Source organism: Paenibacillus sp. S150, from assembly GCF_019352175.1.
GTDB lineage: Bacteria > Bacillota > Bacilli > Paenibacillales > Paenibacillaceae > Paenibacillus_AQ.
The window spans coordinates 143771-162277 of record NZ_JACBYI010000013.1; the positions used below are offsets into that span (position 1 = coordinate 143771).

At 51.1% G+C, this 18507-nt stretch carries 10 protein-coding genes; 9 read left to right on the forward strand and 1 reads right to left on the reverse strand.

The genetic code is table 11. The features are described 5' to 3' along the window. Positions 1-107 precede the first annotated feature (107 nt). From HYD27_RS14430 to HYD27_RS14460, 7 genes are all read left to right on the forward strand, one after another. Positions 108-1124 carry a helix-turn-helix domain-containing protein gene (locus HYD27_RS14430; protein WP_219216223.1) on the forward strand — a complete coding sequence of 339 codons (1017 nt, stop codon included), beginning with the start codon at positions 108-110 and terminating at the stop codon, positions 1122-1124. A gap of 313 nt (positions 1125-1437) precedes the next feature. Next, positions 1438-2532 carry an ABC transporter substrate-binding protein gene (locus tag HYD27_RS14435; protein ID WP_219216225.1) on the forward strand — a complete coding sequence of 365 codons (1095 nt, stop codon included), beginning with the start codon at positions 1438-1440 and terminating at the stop codon, positions 2530-2532. Positions 2533-2568: 36 nt separating this feature from the next. Further along, positions 2569-3612 (forward strand): ABC transporter substrate-binding protein, encoded by a 1044-nt coding sequence (locus HYD27_RS14440; protein WP_219216227.1) that lies wholly within the window; start codon positions 2569-2571, stop codon positions 3610-3612. Positions 3613-3614: 2 nt separating this feature from the next. Further along, positions 3615-4646 carry an ABC transporter substrate-binding protein gene (locus HYD27_RS14445; RefSeq protein ID WP_219216229.1) on the forward strand — a complete coding sequence of 344 codons (1032 nt, stop codon included), beginning with the start codon at positions 3615-3617 and terminating at the stop codon, positions 4644-4646. A 177-nt stretch (positions 4647-4823) separates the two neighbouring features. Then, the gene (locus HYD27_RS14450) at positions 4824-5663 is read left to right on the forward strand and encodes an ABC transporter permease (RefSeq protein ID WP_219216231.1); all 840 of its coding nucleotides are present in this window, start codon (positions 4824-4826) and stop codon (positions 5661-5663) included. A 22-nt stretch (positions 5664-5685) separates the two neighbouring features. After that, on the forward strand, positions 5686-6459 hold the full coding sequence (locus tag HYD27_RS14455) for an ABC transporter ATP-binding protein (RefSeq protein ID WP_219216233.1): 774 nt from the start codon (positions 5686-5688) through the stop codon (positions 6457-6459). A gap of 935 nt (positions 6460-7394) precedes the next feature. Continuing rightward, positions 7395-15110, forward strand: a complete 7716-nt coding sequence (locus tag HYD27_RS14460) for a LamG-like jellyroll fold domain-containing protein (protein ID WP_219216235.1) — start codon at positions 7395-7397, stop codon at positions 15108-15110. A gap of 196 nt (positions 15111-15306) precedes the next feature. Here the strand turns inward: HYD27_RS14460 and HYD27_RS14465 are convergent, their stop codons facing one another. Beyond that, entirely contained in the window at positions 15307-16164 is an 858-nt protein-coding gene (locus HYD27_RS14465) for a helix-turn-helix transcriptional regulator (RefSeq protein ID WP_219216238.1), read from the reverse strand. Positions 16165-16331: 167 nt separating this feature from the next. Between HYD27_RS14465 and HYD27_RS14470 the strand changes: the two genes are divergently transcribed. After that, positions 16332-16898 (forward strand): hypothetical protein, encoded by a 567-nt coding sequence (locus tag HYD27_RS14470; protein ID WP_219216240.1) that lies wholly within the window; start codon positions 16332-16334, stop codon positions 16896-16898. A gap of 213 nt (positions 16899-17111) precedes the next feature. Next, positions 17112-18299, forward strand: coding sequence for an MFS transporter (locus HYD27_RS14475; RefSeq protein ID WP_219216242.1), 1188 nt, complete (start codon positions 17112-17114; stop codon positions 18297-18299). Positions 18300-18507 lie beyond the last annotated feature (208 nt).

The following is an 18507-nucleotide window of genomic DNA, read 5'->3' on the forward strand; positions in this document are numbered from 1 at the left end:
GAAGGGACGAAGATATATTTTACCTTGGACCCTATAGACATATTGGAAGCGGAATAACGCTTTCTCTCCGTAATGCAAGAATGGATATAAAGGATGGTGAAGGATGCATGTTTAACACCTTGCTTGTCGGCGACAGGGAAATCTTCACCTGCGAAGCGGAGCGTACGGGCGCTTGGGGCGAAGCAACGGGCTTCCGCGTGGCTGATACGGCGAACAACGGCTATGAGGCGCTTCGGAAGCTGCGCGAGCAGAAATATGATTTGGTGATTACCGATATAAGAATGCCAATCGTGGATGGAATTGAACTGCTGCAGTATATCAAAATGGAAAATCTCTGCCCCTGTGTTGTAGTACTCAGCGATACCGATAACATATTGAGGAATACGCTGGAAAGAGCCGGAAAGCTCATGGATTGTGCTGTTATGAACAGCGGCGGTTCCTCCGCCGAGGGAATAGAATATGCCTGCCTTGAAGTGGAGAGGTATGTGATTGCCGGTTGTACGACATGCGAAATTGAAGCGGCTCTTGACAGTTTCCGTCAGGCGGCGGCCGATCTTTATATCATAGTGGAACAGGATATTCCGAAGCTGGTGAAGGCTCTGAACAGGCTGTATTTCAATTTGCTGGCAAAGGTAACCAAGTCCAATGAATGGCTGCATTCTTTTGTGAAGCTTTCTTCTTATTACCAGCAATGCTATGCCGGCAACAGTCCTGATGAACTTACGCAATATTACACGGAAAAGCTGGAAAGTCTGCTCCTGCTGCTGCGGCGGTTCAAGCCAGCTGCAGGAAAGGGGATTATTCCGGAGGTGTGCGAATACGTAGTCAGGCATGTAGACTCGCAGCTGTCACTTAAATCCGTAGCCGACAGCCAGTACATTAACCACACCTATCTAAGCAATAAGTTTAAGCAGGAGACGGGGCTGCATTTTATTGATTACATTACATTTGTCAAAATGGAACGCGCCCGTTATTTGATGGAGACGACCTCCAGCAAATCCAATGAGATCAGCACAATAATCGGCTACAGCGATCCGGAATATTTCAGCCGGTTGTTTAAAAAGCATACGAAGAGCAGCCCGGCGGAATACAAAAAGCTGCTGTCCGCCAAAAAGATTATTTAATTGCATGCCAGCACCCGGCCTCATTTAATGAGGCTTATTTTTGTCTGGCAGAGCTTTTAACCCAGTGAAGGAAAGCCAAATATAATCAGGATAAAAGCAAAAAAAATTCCCTTGTCCAATAATCCGCGGATTATATAATTAAACACATGAACTTAGTTGGATATCCACCATCTACGGCAAGGATGGGAAAGAGGTGAAGCTCCAGGTGAAAAAAGCATGCACAGCAAATATCAGCCTCAGCGATGGTTGTTGCCGGAACAAATAGCTGCAAACAAATCTCTATCCTCACCAAGACCAGAAGGAGAATCAATTCATGAGAAACCAAACGAAAAGGATCAGCGCATTATGGACAGCGTTATTTCTAAGTGTCAGCCTGCTCTCACTGGCCGGATGCGGCAATGATAAAAACACCGGCGGACAAGCTGCGGCCGGTTCCGAAGCGGATAAAACAGTGGCTGCAGCCTCCCCTCCTGAAGCTGAGCCGCAGGCAACTGCTGCTCCCGAGAAGAAACTGGCAGTACTGAAGGTTGCGGCTTCAGATTGGGCTTATGTGGCAGACAAAAAGGGCTGGTTCAAGGAAACCTTTGAAGCCCTCGGTACCAGCGTTGAACTTGTACAGGGTACGCTGGGCAATGAGGCTCAGCTTATTGCACGCAATGACTTGCATTTTGCCAACCGGATGCTGTATCCCCTGCTGCAATACAAATCACAGGGCGCGGATCTGACGGCGGTTCAGGTATCTGTACATCCGGAGCCCGATATTGCGAGTATTATTGTTCTTGCAGATTCACCGGTCAAAACCTTTGACGATCTGAAAGGCAAAAAAATAGCCAGTTGGAAGGCAGGCTGCCCTTACATGGTGCTGTATGAAAAAGCCGAGACGGAAGGATGGACACAGGGCAAGGACTGGACTTATGTAAATATCCCCTCCAGCGAGAACAAGACGGCGCTGCTGTCCAAGGAGGTTGATGCGATATCCACCCATCTCTTGGGGGATGTGGCGGCGCTCATTCTAAACGGCTCTGCGCGGGAAATCGCCAACCCGGATCAGGAATCCATATATGTTCAAGGCGGGGGAGCAACCGTTACCTTCACTTCGACTCAATTTGCCAAGGATTATCCAAATATTACGAAGAAATATATTGAACTTCAGGACAAGACCGAAGCATGGATGCTTGCGAACAGGGATGAGGCTGCTGAAATTGTGGAGAGTGTAAGCCGGGTACCGGCCGATATTTCCAAGTTCGCGTGGGAACGTATGGGTTCAACGTGGGAGTCTGCCCATGATTTAACCACGATCCAGGCGGAAACGGCTGCGATGCAGAACTGGCTTGTTGAACATGGCGATATTGAAGCGGACAAGAAGGTCGATGTTACCAAGCTTTTCGATACACAATATTTCCATTAGGTTCAATGCCACATAAAAGCGGAAAGGGTGAGTTTAATGTCAAATATTCTTACAAAAGTAAGTGAAATTCATTACACGATCTGCCCGGTAGGCAATACCAGTTATATCGCCGCGAACAAAGGCTGGCTGAAGGAAGGGCTGAATAAGCTGGATGTTGAACCGGTTCGGCTTCAGACGCTGGAGCAGCCGCTTTGGAAGTCGCATTTTGATTACCAGAATCCGCTTCTGTTCCGTGAAGGCGGCAATATTCCGCCGATCTGGGCCAAGTCGAATGGCGCCGAGGTTGTTTTAATTGGACTGACGCTGCTTGAACAGAAGCAATATCTTCTGGCAAGAGCGGATTCGCCGCTGGAGTCTCCGGAGCAGCTTGAAAAATATAAGATCGGCATACCGTCACACCCCTCGGCGCTGATTGACTTTCACAAGGCTTCGGCGGAACATGGCTTTGAGATTGCATTGGCCGCACGCGGGCTCGCCGGTTACTCGGGTTCCTTTGTAGAGCTTATTGCCGAAGGGGACTTCGTATCTTCCTCTCCGGAGAAAAAGCGGGAATTAGGGTCCCGCGAGGTGGAAGCCTTGGACAGCGGTGAAGTGGATGTTATATATGTCAAGGGCACGAAGGTTCAGCGGCTGCTCGACACGGGCAAATACAAGGTAATTTTTGAGATCAGCAGTAATCCGGGCCATCTTCTTCCGGTTAATAACGAATACCCCAATGTATTGACGGTTAGCAGACTTCTTGCCGAGGATCATCCGGAAATCGTTGTTGCGTATCTCAAGCAGCTGCTGCTTGCCGCAGAATGGGCCAAAACGCATCGTTCGGAAGTGCTTGATTTGTTCGCGGAGCAGACCTACGGAACGCCGGGGCAGGTTGCGGCTTCCCATTCCTTTGACTTCCATAAACGGCTGGCTCCGGGCTTTTCCGGGCAAGGATTGCTGGCGCTGGAAGGACAGAAGCGTTTTCTGTACGATCATGGGTATATCACCGAGGATTTTGATTTGGCCGGCTGGGCCGATGACCGCTTTCTAAAGGCCGCCTTGTCTGAAATTGAACGGGAACAACAATACGGGGGGGAATAACAATGTCCATTAAAGAATTCCGTTACACGATTTGCCCTGTAGGCAACTCCAGTTATATCGCCTTGAATAAGGGCTGGGTACATGAAGAAATATCCAAACTCGGAGTCACCCCCATTCTGCTGCAAAGCTTGCCCCGGGAACAGTGGCATGTCCATTACGATTATCAAGATCCCGCGTTATTCCGTGAAGGCGGCAATATTCCGCCGATCTGGGCCAAGTCGAACGGTGCGGAGGTTGTCCTGATCGGTCTGACCTTCCTGACCCAGAAGGATTACATTCTGGTGAGAGCGGACTCTCCCATTGATTCGGTGGAGCAGCTACGCAATTCCAAGCTGGGTGTGCCCTCCCGGCCGGAATTTCTGATTGATTTCTATAAGGCCACTGTGGAGCACGGCTTTGAGACGGCACTGGCTGCCCGCGGCGTCTCGATTTCCGCAGCCCAATTCATTGAGCTGCCTACGGATGAGGGATATGTCAATGCCCAAGCCGACCATAAGAGCAATCTGGGTAAAATAGATGCCGACGCGCTGATCAGCGGTAAGGTGGACGCTATATTCAGCGGCGGAGCCAAGGCCCAGGCTTTGCTGAATACCGGCAAATACAAGGCTATTTATGAAGTAAGCGCCAATCCGGACCAGGTATGGCCAATCAATAATTCCTATCCGAATGTCCTTACGGTAAGCAAACGCCTTGCCGTTGAAGCCCCTGAAGTCGTGGTCGCCTATGTTAAGCAGCTGCTTCTGGCCGCCGATTGGGCGAAGTCCAACCGTCCCGAAGTATTGACGCTGTTCTCACAGCAGATTCACGCCACCGAGGGTGAAGTGAATGCATCCCGGCCGTCCGACTTCCATAAGCACCTTGAGCCCGGGCTTAATGAACAGGGGCTGCTGGCTCTGGAAGGCCAGAAAAGATTTCTGTTCGACCATGGATATATCCGGAACGATTTTGATATTGAACCTTGGGCGGACAGCAGCTTCCTGAAAGCGGCGCTCGCCGAGATCGAACGGGATAAGTCGACATCCGCTGCCGTGTAAGGAAGCGGATAACAGAATAAGAAGGGGATAAATGCCCTGCCTTGCCGGAGGCATGATGAACCATGAAGAGCCACGAACGATGAGTGGCTTTCTCTCGGTTCCTCATGCCATCTTGCGATTGGCAGCATGTATGCCCGCTGATCCGTATAATGCAACTGGGTGAAAAGGGGGATATCCGTGTCTAATGAATCAGTGCTTGCTGTTAAACCCAAAGGCGGAAGAAAGGCTAAAAGAACACATCTGATTGCCAAGATAAAGACAACTGCGAATGTTTTAGCTATTCCCATACTTCTGCTTGCACTTTGGCAAATTTTATCAAGCATGGGCTTGCTGCTGGAGGTGGTTCTGCCCTCTCCGGTGAAAGTTGTGCTGGCATTGCGGGGAATGATATTGGACCAGACACTGCTGATTGATGTGCGCGCCAGCGGCACCAGAGTACTAATCGGCTTTTTCTGGGGCACAACCATCGGGCTGATATTCGGTATAAGCTGCGGATTATCCAGATTTATGGACCGTTTAATCGGGCCTGTAGTCGATGTTTTACGCCAGATTCCGCTTTATGCCTGGATTCCGCTGATCATTCTCTGGTTCGGAATCGGGGAAACATCCAAATATGTTATTATTGCAAAATCGGTATTTATTCCTGTATTTCTGAACACATTGCAGGGAATTCGCGGCGTTTCCGGAGATTATATAGAGGTGGCCAATGTATTGGAGCTGAAATATTTTAAGCGGCTGCGCAAAGTGATTCTTCCATCGGCGTTGCCCTCCATCTTTACCGGCCTGCGTTTAGGTGCCGGCTTCTCATGGATGGCTGTGGTTGCCGCAGAGATGCTTGGCGGTCTGACCGGACTTGGTTATGGTCTTCTGCAGGCCAAGGATTTTTTGCAATCAGATAAATTGATCGCATTAATGCTTGTAATTGGTCTGGTGGGCCTGTTGATTGACCGTCTGATTAAATGGATCGAAGCGTCCGTCTTACATTGGAGAGCGGGCTTCAACGGAGAAAAAGGATAGCCTTTAAAAGGAGGAATCAGGAATGTCTACAATCACCCCGGCCGTAGATGTCATTATCAACAACGTGGACAAGACCTACCATACCAAGAACAGCGAGATTCGGGCAGTCAAGAAGGTATCGCTTGATATTTACAAGGGTGAATTTGTGTCCATTATTGGTCCGAGCGGCTGTGGCAAGACTACGCTGCTGCGTCTAATCTCGGGGCTTGAGCGGGATTACGAAGGCGATATCCTGCTGGACGGGGTACGCATTGAAGGCCCGGGACTGGACCGCGGAATCATTTTTCAGGAGCATCGGCTGTTGCCTTGGCTAACCGTTGGCGGAAATGTTGGCCTGGGCTTGGCGGGAAAGGCTTCATTTGTAAGGGAACGGGTACAAAAATATCTGGCAAAAGTGGGCTTGGAGGATTTCGCGGATGCCTACCCCGCCCAGCTGTCCGGAGGAATGGCACAGCGGGCGGCGATTGCCAGAGCCCTGATCTGCCAGCCGAAAGTTCTGCTGCTCGATGAGCCTTTAGGCGCTTTGGATGCGTTGACCAGAGTGCGGATGCAGTCGGAGATTGAAAAGATCTGGCTGGCAGAGAAAACCACGATGCTTCTGGTTACGCATGATATTGAGGAAGCGATTTTCCTTGGCGACCGGGTAGTGGTAATGAGTCCGCGGCCCGCTGAAATCCACGCCATATTCGAGATTGGACTTCCGCGCACCCGGGACCGGAACAGTCCTGAATTTGTGGAAATCCGTAAACGCATTATTGAGTCCTTTAACCAGATCAGCGGCTCGTATATCATCTGAGCAGGGTAGCCGTGCTGAACCTGCGGATTCTATGTTATGCAGGAGGAAGCGAAAAAGCAGGAGGCTAACCGGGATCGCGAGGGCAGGAAAGTGGAGTGAAATGAAGCTGAAATCCCAACAGCTGCGCTGTCCAAGGAAGGACGGCTTAGCCGTTTTGGTTCAAAGATAAGAATTTATATGTTTTGGGGTCCCCGCAAAGTACCTGAGTCATCATCGAAGCCAAGGCCCCACTTTGTGGGGTTATTTTATTGCGTTGGCTGCAGCGGGCAGGTAGAGGGAATCAAAGGCAGAAGTGCCTTTGAATTCGCCCGAAGCCGGCTGGACGAGGGAATCAGCGCGAAATGATTCTTCTCCTCCCTACTGAAATGGCAGCATTCTTATATAGGACGCCGATAGGCGTCTTTCTTGAAAGATAAGGATTAATAAGTTTCACGCTATACATTAGCCTTATCTTTCTCGCTGAAACACTCCGTCCCTTATAAGGACGGCGCAGCCGTTTCTGCTTGTTTGGATTAGAGAAACAAAAGAAAGCCGTCACCTGCGCCTGAATAGTGCGCTGGTGACGGCTGTTTCGATTATTCTAAATGTTTATGGCTGCTTCAGCCCCATTCCTTGCTGCCCTCCGCCACCGGTCTGTAGATGAGCTTGCCATTGCCGTTGTACCATAAATCTGCTCAAGACATTACCGATTTCGCGGCAGGCTATCCAAATCGAATGATTTTATAATGAAGTAAAAGAATTTGCAATAGATAACGAATGTGGAATTTGCTATGATGAGCCGAGATTTCATTGGAGAGTTGTGAATACGCTTTCTCAATGATTCTCCTGCAGTAAAACGGAAAAAGAGGTGATTAAACATCCAGGTAAGGACCGGGCAGGGAGAAGTCTTTTAAAAGCTGGGAATTGATGTCTAATCATTCACTAGGAGGTTTGATATGAGTATCCGGAAATCGCTATTATTCAAAGCGTTTGCCAGCATGCTCTCAGGCGTACTGTTATCTGTAACCTTGATCGGCGATGTTGTCTTACCCCAAGCCCTTGCGGACGACAGTGTTCCTGAGCCTGCAGACCGTGTTGTTATCCATGAAACCGTCAGCAACGGTTTTACGCATCCCGGGGTGGGATTGACCCAATCGATCCTTGAGAATATGCGTGAGCAGGTGATCGCCAAGAAGGAACCCTGGTATTCGTATTATACAGCGATGAGCCAATCCTCCTATGCATCCAGGACCGTTGCTTCTGCCCTGGCGAGCCCAGCTGATCCGGCGAAGCCGAAAACCATCGCCGTGAACAGCAAAGGATCGTTTGTTACAGACGGATTAAGTGCTTATACACAAGCTATTATGTATTATATCACCGGCGATGAAACCTATCGTGGCAATGCCATGGGCATCATTCGGATATGGGAACAGATGGACCCGGCACAATATACGTATTTTGCGGATTCTCATATCCATATGGGGATTCCGCTGCATCGTATGGTGGCAGCAGCTGAAATTCTCAGATACACTGCCGCCCGGAACGAATCGTTAAACTGGACAGAAGCAGATACTGCCAAGTTCACCTCCAATTTAATTGAACCGATGACGGAAACCTTTTTGCATGAAAATAATTATTTCATGAACCAGCATCTGTATCCGCTGCTTGGCGCGATGTCCGGATATATTTTCACAGACAACTCGGCCCGATATAAAGAAGGCGTCGAATGGTTTACCGTGAATGCAACCGCGGCAGATCAAGGCCAGAACGGCTCTATTCAGCAGCTGTTCCGCATGGTAACGGAAGACGCTGTAACCGGCAAGCCGCTGGAGACTCCCAGAGTTCAGCATGTGGAGATGGGACGGGATCAAGCCCACGGCGCAGGCGATCTCACCAATGTGGAGATTCTGGGACGGTTGCTGGACGCGCAAGGCACGAAGGTTGACCCCGAAGATGGGACACCTTCCGATGCGGATAACGCGGTCACCGCCTACGCATTCCTGGGCAACCGGATTCTGAAGGCATCCGATTACTTCGCGCAGTATATGCTGGGCTATGATACACCATGGACTCCCGTTGTGGCACGTTACGATTCCGATGGGATACCCGTCATTTATAAAGTGCTGTCCGGTGCATACCGGGGGCGGATCGGCGGCAATGTATACGGCCAGTATTATTATTATAAATACAACATGGGGATCGATATTGAGACAGAAGCTCCATACTACGCCGATATGTTCAAAAAACGGACGCCGTTTTATTGGGAATCCCCCGATGGCGGAGCGGACTACTGGCTGTTCATCCCGAAGGAAGCAGCGGCTGAAGAGGCTTCCACCCTGCCCAAAGTGTCGCCCAGCGCAGATTGGGCAGAGATAGACCAGCGGGCCGCCAGTCTGGACTCAAACTCCGCAGTTAAGCAGGAAGGGGATGCCTCCTATGTGCAGGTTAAGGCTACAGAACCGGGCAGCCGGATTTCTATTGTCGCCTCAAGCACAAGCCTGAAAACGGTCGCCGTGAGAATCCGCACGAATGGTACGGCAAAGCTGGAGGTAAACGGATGGAAGGATGCGGAATTGGTGCTGCCCGATACAAAGGGACAATGGAAGTATGCAACCTTCACGATGAATCAGTACCGCGGTTTGGGGGATTTAATTTATTTTAAGGTTACAGGTTCCGGGACCCTGGTTGATATCGATCATCTTCTTCTGGCACCGGCGGCTGGGCTGACGCCCCCTGCCTTCACATCCGGACAAGCGGATTCGAATCTGTACGCCTATGCCGGGGCTGAAGCTACACTCCATTATGACTTTTCGTCAAAAGATCCGGCTGAGAGCGATACCGTTTCCTATCAGATTGACAATAAGCCTGACGGGGCTGTTTTCAATGAAAATACGGGCGCTCTCTCATGGAAGCCTGAACAACCAGGCTTGTATTCAGTCGTCGTTAGTGCAACGGACGGAACCTCCGTGACAGCAAAAGCCGTAAATATTACAGTAGGGACTGACCGGCAGGCGGCCGCAGAGGCGGCCATTGCCCCATTTGATCCGGATACAAGCTACCTTTCGCCGGCATTGAAGGAATATCAGACGATATTCGACGATGTGATGAATGCGTTGCCAGCCGTGTCAGATGAAGAATTCTACGGGAAGCTGGCCGATCTGAACCGGGCCGTTGAAGGTTTGAGGGAGTTAACGCCGCTAATGGAAGACGGAAGCATGCGTTATTTTGATACGGTGGCTTCTTCAACCTTCGGTACACAAATAGGCAATCTGGTCGATAACGCTCCGGATAGCTTTGCGGGCTATTATTTGGCCGACAATCTCAGTTATTTTCTGGACTTTGGAGAGGACTTCAAGGTATCCGCCGCTGCCGTCGCTCTTCAAGTCAGAGCAGGATTCCCCGAACGGATCGGCGGTGCTGCGGTTTACGGCTCGAATGACAAGGAAGTCTGGACACGCTTGACACCGGAGCTCACCGTTGTGGCGGATGAGATGCAGACCTTGGAAGTCAGCGAGGAGCATCAGGATAAGCAGTTCCGCTTTCTGAAGCTTCAAATGATCGAACCGTCCAGCACCATGTTTGAATTGTCCGAGCTTCGCCTCTATGGCTTGCGTCATGAAACGAATAACAAGCTGAAGTCCGTTTCCCTGAGCTCACCGCAAAGCGTACAAAGCAGGGTGAACACCGGAAATATGGTCGCCTTGTCTTTCCAGTCCGCCGAGCCGGTTCAAGATGTGGAGGTCACCATTCAAGGGCAGCAGGCATCGGCGCACTCAACGGATAAGATCAATTGGACTGCCTCTGTAGTTATGGACAGTTCTATGCCGACAGGCAAGGTCAAGTTCTCCATTAACTACAAAACTGCGGACGGATTGCCGGCTGGTCCGGTTGTTCTCACCACGGATCAGTCGTCGCTGTACTATGTCAACAAGTCCAGGCTTCTGGATATTTCAAAGCTGGCAAATGTAGTTGCCTCAAGCGCTCAGTACGGAAGCAGCGGGCTGCCTGCGGATAAGGTCGGCTACCTGCTGTTTGATGGGGACGCCGCCACCTACGGCGATCTGGCCAACGGCACTGCGGCCTATTATACGCTAGACTTCGGGCAGGACGCGTCCGTCAGGCTGGGTGATGTGCTTCTGTTGCCGAGAGCCGGCTATGCAGCCCGAATGAACGGATTGCTTATCCATGGCTCCAACGATGAAGTGAATTGGAAGGAGCTTACTCCGGCTGTATCGGGAGCGGCGGATAATGTATGGACGTTCATCAGTGAAGAACAAATCAAAGACAGCGGCGCCTACCGGTACTTAAGAATTTATAACCCTTCTGCATGGAGCGGGAATATAGCTGAAGCAGAAATCTACGGCGATTATAATATTCCGGCCGAATATATTCAATCGAAGGTGAAGGGGCCTGAAGGATATACACGGCTTAGCTACTATCTGTACAAGCAAGAGGCGGACCGGATTCTGAACGCCGCAAACGAGCCGGAAGCGGATATGCCCGCATTGCTTAACGAACTGTTCCGGGCAGAGAAACTGCTGGTTCCGGTCACTGAGCTGCCAGCCCGGAAAATAGACGTTACCGGGTCCATGGCAACGGCTTCGGATATATCCTGGGATGGTAAACTAACCGCAGCTCAAAATGGTTGGATGGCCTTCGACGGCAGCGTAGACACGTTCACCGATACGAAATCCAATCCGGGATGGATCGTCGCAGATTTAGGCGAAGGCAATGAAAAGCCGCTGGCCAGCTTCAAGTTTTATCCGAGAAGCACCGCGGCACATATCGGCCGGGTAAACGGAGCGATACTGCAAGCTTCTGCCGATGGAATGAATTATGTGGACTTATATACCATAGGCGGCATTGGCACTGCACAATGGTATACAGCCGCCATAAAGGACGAGAACGCTTACCGGTATCTGCGCTATTATTCACAGACCGGAAATGCCAATGTTGCAGAACTGGAGTTCTATCAGAGGACTGCCGATAAAACCCTGCTGGACAATCTGCTTGAGCAGGCCGAAGGTGTAAATTCATTTCTCTATACAGAAGAGAGCCTTGGGGCGCTGATCTTGGCCAAAGATGCCGCGCTGGGCCTCATTGAGTCTGCCGCACAAATTTCTGTTGACGCGGCGGCGTCCGATTTGGACACTGCGCTTAAGGGTCTGGAATATTTGAAGGATGTGCCGGTGCTGCTGCCTTTGGACGCCAAGGAGCAGGCGGCGGAAATTCCTCTGAGCTTTGCGCTTCGGACAGCGAACCATGTGGCGGATACCGTCTATACTGCCGCCGGCCTTCCGGAAGGGGCGTTATTGAATCCGGATACCGGTGTGTTTACCTGGACCCCTTCCAGGGAGATGGGCGGCATATACAGCATAACGTTTACGGCGTCAGCCAAGGGCTATTCCACTTCTGTAAACGTCAAGATCACAATAATAGGCATGCCTCGGCTTGCCCCGGATACGAGCGTCGGGCTGACAGCCAGGCAACCGTATTCTTATCAGGTACTGGCTACCGATCCGGCGGGCCAACCCTTGGTTTATCAGGCGGCAAATTTGCCTGCCGGAGCGGCATTTAATGCCTCAAACGGTACCTTTACCTGGATACCGGAGCAATCGGATTACGGAAGCCATAAGGTAACCTTTGTGGCCAGCAATGCTAAATATTCGGCCAGCCAATCCGTAGACCTGCATGTGGGGCTCCAGCTACTCCCCCCTGGTGATTACACGAATGGCAGCTATTATCTGTACAACAGAGAAGCGGAACGGATTGTCTCCGAGATAGCGAAGCCGGAAGCCGACAGGCGCCAGCTGGTCAATGAACTGGCCAAGGCTGAACAGCAGCTTGTTCCCAAGCCGCTGTCGCTCTATTCATTTGAACAGAATGCCAACAATACCTATGGCGCGACTACTGGAACAGTTGCCGGAAATCCGGTATACACCGAAGGAAAAATCGGTCAGGCTCTCAGGCTGAACGGCTCAAACGAGTACGTTCAATTGCCTGACAAGCATGCATTGGCCAATTACTCGGGGATTACAGTAGCCGCTTGGGTATATTGGGAATCAGACAGCCAGTGGGAGCGTATCTTCGACTTTGGCAACAACTCCAGCCAATATATGTTCCTGACGCCGCGGTCGGACAGTAACACTCTGAGGTTTGCCGTTAAGAATGGCGGCGGGGAGCAGGTGCTCAATGCCCCGCGGCTGCCGGCTGGCCGGTGGGTTCATGTTGCGGTGACACTCGGGGGCGGCACAGCGAAGCTGTATGCCGACGGTGCAGAGGCGGCATCGGCAGCAATTTCCATTAATCCAAGCGATTTCAAACCGGGCATTAATTATATCGGAAAGAGTCAATTCGCTGCTGATCCTCTGTTTAAAGGCAAGGTGGATGAATTTATCGTTTATAACCGGGTTCTGAATCGTGCGGAAATTGATCAGCTGTATGGCGGGAATGTGAATTGGCGTGATGATTCCCTTCTGGAACTGCTTCTGGAAGAAGCTGCGAAGCTAGACCCGGGTCAATATACTGGGGAAAGTATTGTTGTTCTTCATCACGCAAAGGATGCGGCAGAGCTGGTGCTTAACTCCTCCGTCAGCACGCAGCAGCAAATTGACGCCGCCGCAGACAGCATGTTGGGGGCTATGGAGCAATTGGCCGTCAAACCGGTTATCGTCAGTCTGAAGAAGGTAGAAGTCACTACAGGAGTTGGAACGGCTCCGAAGCTGCCGCCGGCAGTCGATGCCGTATATAGCGACGAGACGGTTAAATCCCTGCCTGTCCTTTGGAATGAGATCAACCCGGCTGATTACAGCACCGTCGGAAGCTTCACTGTATCGGGGGCCGTATATAACACGGCTGTGCCTGCAATCGCCTATGTCGCCGTGATTGATGAAGGAGCGCCGGCGCCGCCGACCCAGCTGCAAGCGACGTCCATCACCTCTACATCTCTGAAGCTGGGCTGGACTGCTTCAACAGATAATGCGGGGGTAGCCGGCTACGATGTTCTGCTAAACGGAGAGGTGCATGGAACTGTAACGGGAGACACCTATGAATATGGCTTCACCAAGCTGTCGCCGGATACCCCCTATACCTTCCGGGTGGTTGCCTTTGATGAAGCGGGCCATAGAACGCCAAGCGCAGACTACACGGTAAAGACCTTGAAGGAAGAGGATCACTCGCCGCCGACGGCGCCGTCGGGGTTGACTGCTTCCTCCATTACCACGAATTCCTTGAAGCTGGGCTGGGAGCCTTCTTTCGATAATATTGGTGTAGTCCGATATGAGCTCTGCAAGGGAGGAGAGCAGGAGGCGACAGTGACAGGCGATACGTACAGCTATCACATCACAGGACTCACTGCGGACACCTCATATACGTTTAGGGTAGCCGCCTTTGACGCTGCCGGAAATTATGCAGAAAGCGAAGCCTACACAGCGAAGACAGCACAATTGCCGCAGCCAGACAGTGGAGGCTCGGAGGAGGGCTTGCCCGCTGCCGCAGGCCAGTCCGGGACCAGCGTGGACGGCAGCCGCATCCGGGTGATTCCTGTTGCCGATAATGGAGCGGCGCAGGTCTTGATAAGCTGGGAGAGTCTGAAGGCGGCAATGGACAATGCCGTTCAGAATCAGGAGGATACGCTGTATATTCAGATGGAGATAAGCCCCGGACTGTCCTCAATTGCGCTGGAACTCCCGGCCAGCTCCTGGCTTAAGTTACAGCAGGGGGGGATCAAGATCCTGTCGATCAAATCCGGATTAGCCTCTTTGGCCATTCCGCTAAATGCGGTCGGCAACCTGATGGATGGTGACAAGCTGACCGTGTCGATCGGAAAAACGGACCGGTCCGCCTTTCCCGGACCGCTGTCCGAGCTTCTCAAGGATAAGCCGGTATATGAGTTTGGGCTCTCCGTTAACGGACAGAGCGTAAATGCCTTCGCCAAGGGCAGCATTGTGAAAGTGGAGATTCCGTATTTGCCGCAAGGGGATGAATCCATTTATGGATTGGTTGCTGCATCCCTGGGTGATAACGGAAGCCTGGAAGTAATTCGGAATTCCAGATATGACGGCGGAGCCGGAAGGCTTGACTTCGGTGTCAAGCACTTCAGCAGCTACGCGGTGCTCTCGAATCCTTCCGATTATTCGGACATGGGCTCCTACTCATGGGCAAAGGATGGCGTTACCGCCTTGTCGGCCCGCGAAATCGTAAACGGGGTCGGAGGCAATGCGTATGCCCCGGGACGCGCGGCCTCACGCGCCGAGTTTCTCAAGATGATGATGGAGGCCTTTGATTTGGTGCAGACGGGCAAAACCTCCTCCTTCACCGATGTGAAAGCCGGCCAGTGGTATACAGACTCGGTCGCATCGGCGGAGGCCTTGGGGATTGTTGCCGGATACGGGGGCGGTACATTCGGCGCGGGCCGCAGCATTACCCGGGAAGAAATGGCGGTCATGGCCGTCCGCATTATGAAGGCAGCGGGAATGGAGCCGCATAAGGAACGCGAGGCGGTCAATTTCAGCGATGCTTCACAAATCTCCGGTTTCGCCTTGGAGGCGGTAAACTTGATGGCCGGAGCGGGCTTTATCGAAGGTCAGAGCCTGGGGAATTTTGCTCCAAAATCACAGACAACGCGGGCAGAGGCCGCGGTTTTTGCAGCAAGAATTATGGGGTTTATTTAAGCGGGAGAATAGGCTCCGGTGAAATTCACAGTCAACCGCAACGGAATATCGGGCTGCGAAAAAATTCGCATGATTTAGTAGAATTGATCAGGATGACAGGAGGTGCCGTTGCACATTTCCATCTTCTCCATGCAAGCCTCTGCTCTCTATGGCAGGGGCTTTGTTGATTTGCGGTATATATCGTCAGAAGGCTGAGTCATGAATTATACAAATCCTTCTGATTATGCTCGCGGAATTTGCGGGGGGATTCACCGATCACACGGGTAAACAGGATGGAGAAATAATTGGCATTGTCGTACCCGACCATTTTGGCGATCTCCCAGACCTTCTTGTTCGTGCTTGCCAGCAGTCTCATCGCTTCTCCCATACGGCGCTGGATTAAGTAGCTGACCGGTGAGATTCCGAAGCTGTTCTTGTATATGTGAACCAGATAATATGTGTCGATATGGAAGATCTGTGCCAGGTCCCTAAGGCTCAGCTTGCGTCTGTAATTTGTGTCTAAATATTCTTTGATTTGATTGGCCAGCGGGGCTTTCTGTTCCTTTGCGCTGCGATGCTGTGAAAGAATCATGCGCTCAAGCAGAAGCAGGACAGCTTCTAATAAATGCTGAGAGATCTGTTCATAACCGCTATTGCGCAGCGAAAACTCGCCGAATAATGTTTTCATCAGCAATGACAGCTCATTAGAATAAGGATTCGCACGGATGACCGGCTCCCGGTCAGGGTGAATTACCCAATCGCGTTGTTCGGCAACAGGAGGGTTGAACCGAAATCCGAAGTAATAGGTAAACAAGGGTTTGTCCGGATCGGATTGCTCCTCATGCAAAATTCCCCGGTTATAAATCAGCACATCCCCTTTTTGCGCAGTATACGCTTTGCCGTCAATCATAAACAAACCGGTTCCGTCTTCAATGAAAATCACTTCATGCAAATCTTCATGCTTATGAAGCGCAAATTTCCACTCCGGGTTATCGCTCAGCTTGCCTGCGTAAATCAGCTTGCCGTTGCAGGCGGAAGAGGTTTGCGTTAACAATAAGTCGTTGCTGTCAGGCATAGGACTCCTACTTTCAAATTTATGGATTGGATGAACATTATAATGACAAGATATATCACATTTTTTAGAAAGACAACAACAACCTTTATTGTTCCCCGTCCGGTTCATTTGTAAAATTGAGGTGGGCAGCGGGAGAGAGAGATTATGCGAATGGATGTGATGATATTTTGATGCCTGAACGCGGAGAAGCGCTTCGCCATAACTGGGAAGAGAAGGGATATGTTCATATACGAAAAGCAGTTCCGTTGTTCTACGTGCTGCGCTTTGAAGCCTGGAGACAGGCGGAGAGCCAGCCATTGACCGGCTCTTTGAATCATCATCAGTATATCTGGGACATCCGCTCGATGCCGCGGATTTATTCGGCCTTTGCCGATATCTTGAATACTCCCGCGATCTGGGCGGAGTTTTGCAGTACGGAAGCAACGGATATCCTGGGGCTCTTGTCCGTGAACACGGGCGGAAGCAGCATAAATATACATGACGGAGAGCAGAACATAGCTCTTGAAGCGAGCCTGGCTGATTTAATTATTATGGACCAGCGGCGGTTGCGGATAACCGGTTATACGGATACACATTGGCTGCCCCTGGGATACATTCCGGCCCAAGAGAACAATCATGCCTTAATCAGACAGCGGGAGCAGCAATATCTTGAGGGGCACCGGGCACCGGCTGTCCTTTCTGAACTTGGTCAACAGCTGCTCGGGCGCCATCAGTGGGGAACAGAGAAACAATAAGGAGAGGGAGGATATAAATATGTGGGTTTTACTGGGGCTCTTACTCTGGACGTTTCTGTGCGGCACGATTCTGGTATCTGCCAGCTATGTTGTATCACTTGATGACAAGCCACCCCGGAATTAGATGCTCAAGGTCTATCTGTTAAGCAATATATATAATGATTTTTTTTGAGATGGAGTTTAGATTGACAAGAATGACAGCCGGGAGGAACTATGAGAACAGTCAATGAACGCGGCCTGGTATTTTCTTTTACTTTTATGGCCTTTTTACTCGGAACCATCGAATATATTATAGTGGGTTTGTTATCAGAGATTGCAGAATCGCTGCAAATTACGCTGGCTGTTGCCGGCAGTCTGGTCTCCGGCTTTGCAATCGCCTATGCCGTAGGAACGCCTGTATTAATGACCATAGCAAGCCGGCTGCCCAAAAAGAAAACCATTCAGGGGACCATCGCCCTGATCATTGTGTTTAACCTGTTCAGTGCCGCCTCGGACACCTTCGGCTGGCTGCTGTTCACCCGGATTGCGACGGCCGTCTTGTGCGGGCTGGCCATTTCTCTTGCACTCTCTGCCGTGAGTGAGGTTGTGGCACCGGCCAATCAAGGAAAAGCCGTTTCGTACATTCTGGGGGGATTTGGCATTGCCAACGTGCTTGGTGTGCCGATCGGCACTTTTGTGGGGCAGCATCTGGAGTGGCAAGCCTCCTTTATCTTAACAGCGCTGATGGGAGCTGCCGCTTTGCTCTTCAATGCCATCGTTATTCCAGCGCATCTTTCGAGCAGCAAAGGATCACTTGCAGAACAATTGAGCCTGCTGACCAATGGGCGTATTGTGCTGGCCTTTATGATCCCAGTGCTGGGAACTGCTGCGGTATTCAGTATCTATACCTATATCAGGCCCCTTATGGATAAAGTTATGTCTATACCGGCGAACGCGGCCAGCTGGGTTCTTTTGGCCTACGGATTGGCTACAATCTTCAGCACTTTGATGGGGGGAAGAGTTGCATCCGGCAACGCCTTGGGCAGATTGAGGATTGTATTCCTGATTCAGACAGCCATTTATATCCTCTTCTTCTTTGCAGCCCCTGTTGCGGTCTTAGGGCTGGTCTTCTTGATCCTCAGCGCCTGTGTATCGAACATTCTGAATGTGACCGCCCAATTGTATTTAATTGAACTGTCTGTTGAACATTCACCGTCTTCCAGGGATTTTGCCGCTTCACTTAACCCGGTGGCGGCCAATATCGGCATAGCCGGGGGATCTGCGCTCGGCGGGGTGGTTGTGGGGAGCGGCGGATTGCCGGGCTTGCCCTGGACAGCGGCCTGTATCGCATTGTCCGCATTCGCGGTAACCGCAATTAGCTACCGGCTGAGAATGAAGCCCAAGCCACTGCTGTCTATATAGGCTAAACTTGAAACAATAATATAAAGGGTAGCAGCCTTAGTGGGAAAAAGGAACACTAATTTAATGCATTCGGATACTGGACGATGGCGTAAAATAGTATGTGTAAGGATCGGGGAGTCTAGTAAACGACAAAAAAGTAGGGTATCCTTGGGATTGCAAAGTCACCAAGAAAAGGAGCCCTACTCAATGACCAGTATACAACAAAACC